The organism is Microcoleus sp. A2-C3, assembly GCF_036706065.1.
Lineage (GTDB): Bacteria > Cyanobacteriota > Cyanobacteriia > Cyanobacteriales > Microcoleaceae > Microcoleus.
Genome location: NZ_JAUBVX010000037.1, coordinates 1 through 12570, shown reverse-complemented (window position 1 = coordinate 12570; position 12570 = coordinate 1). Strand labels below are relative to the sequence as shown.

The following is a 12570-nucleotide window of genomic DNA, read 5'->3' as shown; positions in this document are numbered from 1 at the left end:
CTAATTTTCTGCTGTTACTATTATAGCAAATTATTGGGAAATTGGTAATTGAGAATTGGGAATATTGCAAAGCGTCAGAAACCGGGTTTCTTACACAATCAGGGTTGGTGGCAAAATATATCGGAAGAAACCCGGTTTCTGGGAACATGACAATTAATGACTAATGACTAATGACTAATGACTAAAATCTCAATTCGTATTCGGCGGTGACGCGATTGTCTCCTTGGAAATTGGTTGAACCTCTGAGCAATATTTTGTCGTTTAAACGATACCGCATATTGAATTCTGTTGGCTGATTTGCTGACAATACTCGAATGATTGATGCTGAAAGATTGCGCGTGATATCGGCCCCGACTTCTAAGCCTATACCGAGGGAACCTGCGCCGGATGCGACCCCTGAACTGGAACTGGCTGTTTGACCTTCATTACCCCTAATTCGAGTCGGAAACAACCGGAATTCGCTCAATCCGGTGGCGTTGGTAATCACGGATTGCAGGTTGTTTAATAATCCTGCACCGGCTAAATTGGCGATCGCCAGTGTACTATCTCCCTGTCCTAAAGTCTGTACGAAACTGCCACCTAGTAGCGCTACAATCTCTGTTTCCGATCGACTTGGAGAACTCCTCAACTCCAGACTTTCCGCCAATTGAGAAGCTTTACCCTGCACTAACGCTTGAATTCGGACACTCCGCACGCTGCCGAAACTTGTCGGTTCGTCGGCTATTTCAGAGGCGACAGATGTTCCCGGAGTGCGGAACCGCGTTACTTCCTGTACCGAAGTTGCTAATCTCACATCCAGCGTCGGATCGAGTCCTTGTCCCGCTACAAAGGTAGCAGTTTGCGGGTATCCCTTATCAAGCTTAAACTGCGTGGTAAACAAATTCACCGCCCCGGAAGTCAACCGAATCGTACCCTCCGGGCGAATATCGTCTAAAGTTCCATTCACCGTCAAACCCCCAGTCGCCTGGAAACTCAATATCGGCTGACTTGTTACCCGCACTCCCCGGCCCAACTTCAGTTGCAAATCGTTGAAGGCAACATCAAAGGAAGGGGAAGGAGAAGCCGAAGCCGTGGAAGGAGAATCGGAAGGGGAAGGAGATGCCGCAGGTGTGGAAGGAGAATCGGAAGGCGAAGCTTCTGTCGCAGGTGTGGAAGGAGAATCGGAAGGCGAAGAAACTAACTGAGTCTTGCCGCCGCCCGCACTTGGGAGAAATACTTCGCCGTCGTAGAGTTCAATGTTACCGCTCAAGCGCGGCCGAAAAGCCGTGCCCCTGGCTTGGATTTGACCGACTGCGCCGCCGCTATACAATCCTTTAAGATTCAAGGCCAGCTTGTCGAGATTGACAGCCAAAGGATTCGCTGCATCGACATCGCCCTCGGCAAAGGGCACCGACAGCGGAATCACGCCCTGCGCCACAACTTCTCCCTTACTCAACTGTCCCCGAATTCCTTCTACCCGAATTCGATCGCCCTCAAAGCGCACCGTCCCAGTCAGCCCTGTCAGCGGTTCTGGGAAGGCGTTCGCCCGGACGGTTGCATTTTCAAAATTTGCAATTCCTTGCGCTACAGGCTCTTGCAGCGTCCCTCCGACACGAATTTGCACCTGTCCCTTGCCGCTAACCCAAGCAACTTGCGGAGTCAAGACATTAATAATTGCCAATCCTTCATTTTTCAAATTCGCCCTCAAATCAATTTGATTGCTGTCAGCTTTCACAGCAGCAAACGGCAACTCAAAAGGCAAACTTCCCTGAACCTCAATCGGTTCGATTTGAGTCACCAAAGCGCTGCCGCCAAAATTGAGGCGGGCGTTGCTGTAACTAAAACTGCCGTCGGCTTGTTTAATCGGTTCTCCATTTAGCGTACCGTCAACCAAACTCAATTCTCCGGTGGCCTGCGGGTTTTCCAAACTGCCGGCCAAGTTCGCCCGCAAATTCAAATTTCCGGTGACATCGACAAAGGGCAATTCTACCAGTTCGGCTACCTTTTCCACCGGCACATTTTCGATTCGCAACTGCCCGGATTGACCTTTTTGCCCCAGTTGTCCCGAAAAGCCGATCGCACTTTTGCCCGATCGAATTTCCAGAGGTAAAATAGTTAAAATCCCGTCCTGAAAACCGCCCTCAATGCTGAACTTTTCAGCGACATATTTTCCCCACTGCCAATTATCGCCCGCAACGTTAAATTGAGCTTGCACGCCCGTTCGCAAAGAACCGGCGACAGAAATTTCCCCGCCAAAAGTGCCCTGCAATTCAGATAGCGGAGGCAATTTTTGCGATTCTGCAATCACCTCCTGCCGCTGCTGCAAAAGCACTTCAATTTCTGCCAAACGGCGCAACTGTTCGATTAGCGGGGCTTCCGGTTCTCCGACTGCTACAGTTTGCACATCGGCGGCGTTAGCGTAAACGGGAGGTTTGAGGCCTCTGGCTAAATCGCCTAAATTGAAATATTGTAAAGCGACTAAAACCTGTTGCAAGTTGCCCTGCTGGATGTTAACTTTCCCAGCAAATTCTGGGTTTGCGCCGGTTTTCACATTGCCGGAAATTAAGTATTGACCAGTACCTTGACGGAAGATGCCGTTTGTCAGAGTGGCGCTGCCGTTAGCATAGCTGAATTCGGCTTGGAAACTGTCACCTTTAATGTAGCCGATCGCCGGTTGGGCGATCGCAATTTGTCCGTTTGCTTGCAAAGTCTGCGGATTTAACGGCATCTTCCAGCCCGGTACATTTACCTGTCCCGAAACCGTACCAGTTATCGGCCCCAAACCGACAGATTGCCCCGGCGTGAGGTTCAAAGCAGCCAAGGGAAAATCGCTTAAATTGACTCGCAAAGTTTCTCCCTCAGCTTGGCCGCGGGCTACCGATTCCCCCCGTTGAACCAAGAAAGATGTCGGTAGAAAAGATGAATTTAAAGCTAATTCAATTTTGTCTTGGCGACCGGCCAAACGCAAGTCTACACTTTTATCCGAACTCGCACTTACAGTCCCCGCCAGTACAGGATCGAATTCAACTTGATTTACTGCTAAATTCCGCACTTCCACATCGCCAACTAAGCTGAGGGCGGTAAGAGTTCCGGTGAGGCGGCCCGTGAAATCGACATTGCCGCGGACAGGCTGATTTTTCTCTGAAGAATTTTTGAGACCAATTGGTCTCAAAAATGCCAACTGTTCTGCTGGCAAGGATTCCAGGTTAAAGTTGGAGAGTTTTACATCCAAATCTAAGTTGGAAATTGAGGGTAATCCTTTACCTTCGAGTTCGACATTCACAAAACCGTTGGCTGTCAAACCCGGAGTTGCAGCTTTTTCTATTTCTACCCGCTTCCCGTCCCAATTAAATACTGCCTCAAAAGGTTGTTTCAAAAACGGCAATTCGGAGATGCGGAAACTGCCGCCGGCGCGAACAGTTTGGGCCGAAGCAGCGGCAATCGGGCCGGATAAATTGACATTGCCGTTAAATATGCCTCGCAATAGCGGGAGATTTTGGGCTTGCGAGACTAAACTGCTGGCTTGCAAGCTTTGGCGCTGGGCTTCAAAGGCTTTCTGGAAGCGACTTAAGGCAATTTGGTCGCCTTCGATTGAGGCGCGCCAATTCCCGGAGGCGGCGCTAGCTATGGCGTTGACAACTCCGCCACCGTTGGCGAGTCGAATTTGTCCGTCGCCCTTGGCGGTGATGCCGTTGGCAGTTAAATTATCTACACTGCCTAAAATTCGGACTTTCCCGTCGAGGGTTCCAGCAATTTCTGGCGGTAAATTGGTTGTCAGTAAACCTGTTTGTTTGAGGGTTTGTTCTAAATTGCTGACTGTAACTCCGTTGGTTTCCAGCAATGCTTCTAAGTTGCCGTTTTCCAATTTGGCTGTAGTATCGATCGCCCCTAGTCGATCGACCAAAACCCGTCCTTCCCCACTAGCACGAATTCCTTTAGCTGTCAAATTATCCAAACTGCCCGCTGCTTGAAATTGGCCGTTAACTCTGCCGTCAAATCCTTTGGGCAAAGTCGCCGTCAGGGTAAACAGTTGGGTATCGCGGATTGTTTGTTCTAAGCGGCTGAGAATAACTCGATCGAGATCCGCGACAGCTTGCCAGCGTCCAGCATCTAATTTTCCCTTAAAATCAACAGTACCGTCAGCAATATTCAGTTTACCGCTGCTGTTTACAGAAACATCGGCGACGCTTGATTTACCAAGACTTCCGGCTGCTTGAATTTGATTAGATATTTGTCCGTCAAGCGATTTGAGATTTTGGATTTTGGATTTTAGATTGTTGATGTTGGCTACAACTTGGGGATTGTCAGCGGTGAAAGCTAAGCCTACATCTAACAGTGGCAACCCTAAATTTACCAGGCTGCTGATGGAAGTGCGATCGGTTTCTGCGATTCCCTCCCAATTTCCCCCCGCTAATCCTCCTTTGAAATTGACATTGCTGCCGCCCAGATTTAGTTGGCCTCTGCCACTGACATCGATTGCGCTAGCCGTCAAATTGTCAAGATTTCCCGAAGCGGTAAATTGACTCGATAGCTGGCCATCAATCGATTTTAGATTTTGGATTTTGGATCTTAGATTGCTATTTTGTTGATTTTCGGGATTGAAGGCCGAAGCCACATCTAACAGCGGCAATCCTAAATCTACCAAGCGACTGATGGAAGTGCGATCGGTTCCTGCGGTTGCTTGCCAATTTCCCGCTGCCAATTCTCCTTTGAGATTGACATTGCTATCGGCAATATTGAGCCTGCCGTTGGCGATCAAATTGATGCCACTAGCGGTTAAATTGTTAACATTTCCCGCCGCTTGAAATTCACCTGCTAGCTGTCCGTCTAACGATTTGAGATTTTGAATTTTGGATTTGAGATTTTCGAGATTGGTGGCGGGTGATCTGTTAGAATTGGCGGGCTGTTCCAGGGCTAAAAATGGCAATCCAATATCAATTAAGCGATTGAGAGCAACTTTTTCTGTCTGCCCAGAAGCTTGCCATTGACCGGATTCGAGTTTGCCATTAACATTAACAATACTGTCAGCAAGATTCAACGTTCCTTTGCCCCTAGCAGCAATACCATTTAAACTCAAATCGTCCAGAGTTCCCGCTGCTTCGGCGGTTCCGGTGAACAAACCTGCTAATTCAGGAGGTAAATTAAGTCCCGGTACGACTTGCTGTAAACTATTTATAGCCACGCGATCGCCCTTGATTATAGCTTCCCACTGACGGTCTTTGAGCGCCGCGTCAACATTCACAGCAGCGTCGCCAATTTTCACAACTGTATTTTGCAAGTCCGCAGAATTGCGGTCTGCTCTAATTTCGCCATTCGCGGGAAAAGTCCCTTGCGGTGCTTGCCATTTAGCTATACCTTGAATGTTGTCTAAGGGGCCGAAAACTTGAGCTTTTGCGGAGACATTGCCAATTTTAAGAGTAGCAGGAATTGGGACAGCGTAAATTTGGGCGATCGCATCTCCGGGTACATTTTCCGCTTGCAAATCAAACACCAAACCCGATCGCGAATTCTCACTTCCCGACGCGAGATATACTTCACCTTTCCCGCCAATTTTACCACCCGCCGCCGGCACTACCAAAATATCGCTCAATGTCAAAGCCAAAGAGGAAAACTGCCCAGTTGACGATGGAGAATTTGGAGTTGGAGTTTGAGCTATTCTCCCCCGTTCCAGTTTAAAATTAGTGCTAACATTGTTTAATTGTAGGCGATCGACTGTAGCGGGTTTTGTCGAGGCGATCGTACCTACCAATACTGGATTTGCAACGGTTCCAGTTAGCTTAGCATCCGCCTTAACTTCTCCCGCCACAGCAACTGGTAATACAACTTTCTGCCCTAACTCTGTTTCCACCGCACTGACAACACTTGCCACAGCTATCGGTGGCACATTAGTTATTAGATTGAATCTAGCTTGTTCGGTATTAAAATTAGCTCCAGTTGCCACTGTTCCTGCTATTTGAAAAGGAATTAAACCGTAATTACCAGTCAAAGTATCGACAATCACATTAGTTTCCTGAAACCGCAATTGACCGCTACTATTTTGGATAATCTGTTTCAGCGGTTTGATACTTGCCTGCACTCCTGCAAAACTCGCCACCCCAGTAATTCCAGATAATTTATTGTCTCGGACTTGCACGGTTAAATTGCTATTTGCCAGACCTTTTTGGAGAGAAACGCCGGAAACTTTCAGCAAGCGAGTGATGTCGGATAAAGGTAAGTTTTGCGCTTGCAATAGCACGTTAGTTTGAGCCGCAGGCAATAGAGAATCCGCCTTGACTGCAAAATTGTCATTATTAGTAAACTGACCGTTAAATTCGTAGAGAACGCGCTGATTTTGCTCGCGAAATAGAGCGCTGCCATTTTTCAGAGTTACGGAAATCGGAGCCGAAGTTTTTTGCCCGACTGCGGGACTCGGTACCAAAACTGCGCCGACATTTTCAACTCGAATTGCCTCAATTTCAGTTTTAAATAAACCCGCAGGTTTTGGCTCGGAGGTGGGAATATTAACCCAGCGGCCTTGAGCGTCCTGTTCGATATAAGCGCTGGGTTTAACTAAGGTAATATCTAATTTTAGGGTGCGATTGAACAGCAGTTGCCAGATTGAAAATTGCACTTCCACTGCTTCTGTGGAAGCATAATCTGGATCGGTAGCCGTTGCAGGTACGCTCGATCGACCAAACCGCAAACTCGTCGGAGTAAATCGCTCCAAGCTGCCAATTTGCACTGGCCGCTTCAGTGTCTGACTGACCTCAGATGCCACCAAAGGAGCTAACTTTTCCCGCACCCACTCCCGTGCGGCCACCGCCCCAACCAGGCCGAGAATGCCCACTCCCGTACCGCTAAGCAGCAGGATACGCCACCAGCGGCGCTGAGGATGGGGTGCAAGTTGTTTTTTGTCATCGTCCGAGTTAGTCATGGGTGTTTCTCAGAGCTTGTGAGAATTCAGGGATTGAGGACATCAGCCGATTTGAGACAGGAGAAGGAAGTTCGGCAGCGGATTCGCTCCACGGATGTAATGGATGTAACGGATCGAAGGCAGAAGGAAGAATCAATAAAAGCTCATATTTGTGCAATTAAGAGCGTCCTAACCGTCTTCGTGCTTGCTATATAACTTTTTTGATTCGCTCGATTGTGGCTTCTGCCTTTGGTAGACTGATAACTGAGGCAGGAAGTGCCGATCGTCTACGGGGGCTATGCTAACGCAGACGATCGATCTTCCAGATTTACGCCCCACGCAGGGGCAGACTCCAGAAACCTTGACCGAACTTAATCAAAGCACGCAACATCACCTCAAACCAAGTCCTATAACTCCCCAGAATCCTCTTGAGCCCCGCGCGTGCAGGATTTGGAGTCAATCTCAAATCTTAAATCTAAAATCTCAAACCAAGTCCTCGAACTCCCCCAAATCCTCTCAATCCCGTCAGTACAGAATCTATAGTCAATCTAAAATCTAAAATCTAATATCTAAAATCGACTAATTGGTGACCCGATCGCTTCTAAGATAAAAAAACGGTGGTTAAGAAGGTCTTTAAAACTTATGCGAGTGTTCGTCTTACTCTTCAATGCCCGCACCGAGAATGAGGGAATTCATACCATTCAACTCGGCTCACGCAACAAAGTTCTGATGTTTGAGTCAGAAGACGACGCGACACGCTTTGGCGTGATGTTGGAAGCCCAGGATTTCCCCGAACCCGCTGTCGAGGCGATCGACGATGAGGAAATTAAGGAATTCTGCGACAGTGTTGATTATGATTGGGAACTGGTACCGGCGGGCGCACTGGCGATTCCGCCAGAAGACAATGTAACACAGACTGAGTGGCAAGCAGAGGGGCAGTCGCAACCGGAGTCACAGCCGGAGTCGGATTCTGATGTTTCCCAAGACGAACTGGATTCTATGCGCCGCCGACTTGAAGGACTTTTGTAAGAGTCAGTTGACAGTTGACAGTTGACAGTTGACAGTTGACAGTTGACAGTTGACAGTTGACAGTTGACAGTTGGCGGTTGGCAGTAATCGGTACTCATTAGTAGATAGACTTGAATTGCAAAATATGAATAATTTGGAAGAACGGGGGCATCTGCTGACGGAACAGGTGAATCCCAACAGCGAGAATTTAGACCAACTTAGCTCGATCGAATTAGTGGACTTGTTCAACCGCGAAGACGCCCAAACCTTAAGCGCGATCGCCCGTGCGCGCGAACACTTATCACGGGCGATCGACATCGCAGCCGAGTCTCTGCGTCAAGGAGGCCGCCTGTTTTACGTCGGTGCGGGTACTTCCGGGCGTTTGGGGGTACTCGATGCCGCCGAGTGTCCCCCCACCTTCTGCACGCCACCAGAACTCGTACAGGGCATAATTGCCGGGGGTGCAGGGGCTTTGGTGCGGAGTTCGGAGGATTTGGAGGATCGGGCCCAGGATGGGGCTGAGGCGATCGCCCACCGTCACATTACCAATCTGGATGTGGTTGTCGGGATTACGGCTGGGGGTACGACGCCGTTTGTGGCGGGTGCTTTACAGGCGGCGCGCCAGCGGGGGGCGAAAACTGTGTTTATCGCCTGCGTACCCGTGGAACAGGTTAATTTTGACGCTGATGTGGATATTCGGTTGTTGGTTGGCCCGGAAATAGTCGCGGGTTCGACGCGCTTGAAAGCTGGTACTGTGACCAAAATGGCTTTGAATATTCTTTCGACTGGCGTAATGGTGAAGCTGGGGAAGGTTTACGGCAATCGGATGGTTGATGTGGCGGTGACTAATCAGAAATTGCGCGATCGGGCTATACGGATGTTACAAGACTTAACTGATTTGAGTCGGGATGAAGCGGGTTTTTTGCTGGAAAAAAGCGGCAAGTCTGTCAAGCTGGCTTTGATGATGCACTGGACTAATTTGGAGAGGGAAGAGTGCGATCGAATTTTGGGCGAGTTTCAAGGTAATTTGCGATCGGCTGTAGCATCAATTAGTCAGTAGTCAGCAGTCAGTAGTCAGCAGTCAGTAGTCAGCAGTCAGTAGTCAGCAGTCAGTAGTCAGCAGTCCACTGTCAACTGTCCACTGTCAACATCGATTCAAAAAATTGTGAAATCTCTTCAGTGGATCTGAGGTGATAAACACTTTTGGTATTTTGAGCGCGATCGACATATTCGCGATATTTGGGAGTCAAATACTTGTAACATAACCAAAGAGTGCGGTAACTATTAATTGAACTCTTCAAGATCGGACTTTTTTCCGGCCAGCCTTCTGGCGGTTTAAAGCTACCTGCAATCATCCGTTTAGTCACCCACCAGAAATGCACGTACAGCGGTAGATCGACAAAAACCAGACTATCCGCCTCGTTGAGTCGAAGCCAGAGGGTTTCCATACAACCAAACCCGTCAATAATCCATCGATCAGTAGCCAAAATTTGAGCGTGGGTACGCTTATATTGTTCATAGGGAATTTCAGCGCCCCCAGATTGATATTGAATCTTATCCAAGGCGTAAAGTGGCAAACCAGTGATTTCTGATAATTTCTTGCTGAGAGTTGATTTGCCGCCTCCAGTATTACCAAACACGGCTACTTTTTTCATACTTACTCCTTTTAGTTATTAGTCATTAGTTATCAGTTATCATTAGCAGACTAAAAGCTGAAGGTTGATCGAATTTGTAGCTTTCCAAAAAGTCAATTTCGGTAATTTGTGGCGCGATCATTGACGTTTTTGATAAATGCGATTAGGGTCATTATATATATTTATTGTTTGGCGATCGCTTGGATATTTTATCAGACAAGCGATCGCGACCCTGTATTGTCTGTCGATCGCTTTGTAAAATATCTGTCAAATCTAAGGCGATCGCTCCTTAGTTAAAAAAGCCGTTTCTGAAGCCAACGCACCTAGTACGAGACTGCTGGATACTCTACCCACCTTGAAATTTAAAACCGAGTCCTATGCAACCAAAGCCTAACCTTAACCTATACTCATCCTTGGGGCATCTCCCCTGGCTGAAAAAAAGCTACACTGCCAAAATTATGGTGGTTGCATTTTTAGGAACGCACGTTCCTTTGCTAACCTTAATGGTCTGGTTTCTTACCTCAAACGCTTACTCTGTAGAGACATCAGTCCGGGTTCTGCTGATTGCTCTGCTGGCGACATTAGCGGGTACGGCAGCAACGCTTTATACGCTACGCCACCTCCTGGTTCCGGTAATCTTAACCTCGGAGGCTCTACAAAACTATCTCGATACAAGAACATTGCCGAACTTACCCACAAAGTTTACTGATGAAGTCGGTACGTTGATGGCAAATTCCTCACAAACGCTTTACAAACTAGATGAATTAATTCATTACATTACTCACTACGATGAACTGACTGGATTGCCAAATCGTGACTTATTCTGCGATCGCCTGAATGAAACCCGATCTCAAAATCACTCACCCTTAGTCGCAGTGCTGGTATTAGGTATCGATGATTTCACAGGGATACGCCATGCGTTGAAGCCTGGGATATGCGACTTACTAATTATAGCCGTTTCCCAACGGGTTGTACAGTGCATGGATGGGTCAGATGCCTTGGCGCGTTTGGGCGACGGTGAGTTTGCGATCGCTCGCAGCGAACTCCCCTCGCTGGAGAGTGTGGTCAAGCTATCCCAACTCCTACTGAGTACGCTGACCAAACCTTTCTCTATAGATGGCCAACAGATCCACATCACCGGCAGTCTTGGCATTACATTGAACCATCTAGAAAATACGAATTCTGTAGAGAAACTTCTTCAGCAAGCCGACTTCGCACTTCATCAGGCAAAGCAGCAAGGGCGGAGTCACTATCAGTTTTATTCACCCGAAATGAACGTTCAGTTACAGGAGCGACTGGCCCTAGAAAATAGCCTGCGCGGAGCGCTGGAGCGTAACGAACTACTGGTTTACTATCAACCGCTGATCGACCTGCACGGCGGACGGGTGACAGCAACGGAGGCGCTGGTTCGCTGGCAGCATTCTACAGAGGGTTTGGTGTCTCCGGTAAAATTTATTCCGATCGCCGAAGCCAATGGCGAGATCGTGCCCATTGGTGAATGGATCTTGCGAACGGCTTGCGCTCAAAACCGTCGCTGGCAACTGGCAGGGCTGCCAGCCCTGCGGATTTCGGTGAATCTGTCGGCTCGACAATTTGAGCAAACGAATCTGGTTGAGATGGTTCGCCAAATTTTGGCAGAGACGGAACTCGAAGCTACGTATTTAGAACTTGAAGTGACTGAAAGTGCCTTGATGACTGATATTGAGCGATCGGTCACAATCTTAACGCAACTGCGAGAACTTGGCGTGTCCCTCGCCCTAGACGACTTTGGCACAGGTTATTGTTCGCTCAACTACCTGCAACGGTTTCCGGTTAATATGCTCAAGATCGATCGATCCTTTGTCAAAGATGTACTGTCTAACCCGAACAGCGCCACCATTACTGATGCGATCATTGCTCTGGCAAAAAGTCTGCGGTTAACGATCACCGCAGAAGGCATTGAAACCAAGGAGCAGCGTGACTACCTGCAAGCGCGAGGCTGCGATGAAGGTCAAGGGTTTTACTTCAGTCGCCCTGCTAACGCTGAGACAATCACCAAACTGCTAAAGGACTCGCTTGAGTCTGATGCAGAATCTATCGCTATTGCCACACACTTTTAACTTAATTGGCGTAAGTCCCACGCTGTAATTGTACTCAATTCAGCGCTGCGATATAAGCCAAACAAAGTCTATGAATTTCTCACAAAAAGATGGTATGATATAAGTGGTTGCGACCCACCCACTCGACTGCAAACAAGAGGCTACAGTAGCAGTAATATGCTTGGCCTTGGACAACTGCGAGAGAAAGGGGGAAAAGACAGACCGCTGGTTATTGGGATACGTCCCAATGTGAAATACAATCCAAGTTTGTCATACGAAATAGTTTTTTGCCTTGGGAAACAGGGCTTCTGCGTGGGTTCCCTACGAAGGGATAAAGGCTGTAAAGCCAGAGATGCTGTGTAAGACTTGGATCGTCTTTGGTGACGAATATTCAGCAATGGATATCCCCAACAGAGCAACGGCAAACGAGACACGAAGCCTACACTATACCGTAAGGTTAGTGTTAGGTATTTCACGCTGAACCACTAAAGCGCTCTTGTTTTTAGATTCCCGACTTATCCAAAATGTCGGGAATCTCGATATGCTGTTTTTTAGGCGTTAACAAAAACAGCAGATGTAAGCTGACTTTGACTGACACCCTGCACGATTCCTAAATAATTACTACCAGACTTAATCGCCGTAGAAGCGATGCTTGCGCCTCCATCCAACTGCAAACTCACATCTTCAAAAGTCAAGTTTGCAAATCCGATACCGTCAGTCAAACCAATCTTATCTCCGATCGCAAAATCGGCGATCGCATCCGCACCAATTAAAGTAGCCGAAGCAGACAAACCTCCTGCTAAGATAAACGTATCATTTCCAGCACCGCCGGTCAGAATGTCTTGGCCGCGATCGCCCGCCAACAAATCGTCCCCGTTACCGCCAATCAAGATATCGTTTTCGGTAGTGCCCTGAAGGAAAGGATCAGAGTACGTTATGATTAGAGAAGTGTTTGCCATAGCGTGATATGACATTAGAA

The 12570-nt window shown here is 48.1% G+C and carries 5 protein-coding genes and 1 pseudogene; 3 read left to right on the top strand and 3 right to left on the bottom strand.

The window, feature by feature from the left end:
* Positions 1-181: 181 nt before the first annotated feature.
* Positions 182-6892: a translocation/assembly module TamB domain-containing protein gene (locus QUB66_RS19790; protein WP_332969457.1), complete on the bottom strand. Its 6711-nt coding sequence runs from the start codon at positions 6890-6892 to the stop codon at positions 182-184.
* A 621-nt stretch (positions 6893-7513) separates the two neighbouring features.
* Between QUB66_RS19790 and QUB66_RS19785 the strand changes: the two genes are divergently transcribed.
* On the top strand, positions 7514-7900 hold the full coding sequence (locus QUB66_RS19785) for a DUF3110 domain-containing protein (RefSeq protein WP_265238676.1): 387 nt from the start codon (positions 7514-7516) through the stop codon (positions 7898-7900).
* Between the two features lie 124 nt (positions 7901-8024).
* Entirely contained in the window at positions 8025-8939 is a 915-nt protein-coding gene (murQ, locus tag QUB66_RS19780; RefSeq protein ID WP_332969458.1) for an N-acetylmuramic acid 6-phosphate etherase, read from the top strand.
* Positions 8940-9009: 70 nt separating this feature from the next.
* On the opposite strand, the gene QUB66_RS19775 is transcribed toward murQ, so the two are convergent.
* A complete protein-coding gene (locus QUB66_RS19775; RefSeq protein WP_332969459.1) occupies positions 9010-9534 on the bottom strand; it encodes an adenylate kinase in 525 nt (174 codons plus the stop codon).
* A 356-nt stretch (positions 9535-9890) separates the two neighbouring features.
* Here QUB66_RS19775 and QUB66_RS19770 point away from each other — a divergent pair, with 356 nt between their 5' ends.
* The gene (locus tag QUB66_RS19770; RefSeq protein ID WP_332969460.1) at positions 9891-11612 is read left to right on the top strand and encodes a putative bifunctional diguanylate cyclase/phosphodiesterase; all 1722 of its coding nucleotides are present in this window, start codon (positions 9891-9893) and stop codon (positions 11610-11612) included.
* 530 nt (positions 11613-12142) lie between these two features.
* Here QUB66_RS19770 and QUB66_RS19765 read toward each other — a convergent pair.
* Positions 12143-12570, bottom strand: a pseudogene (locus QUB66_RS19765) (CAP domain-containing protein); the annotation flags it as partial.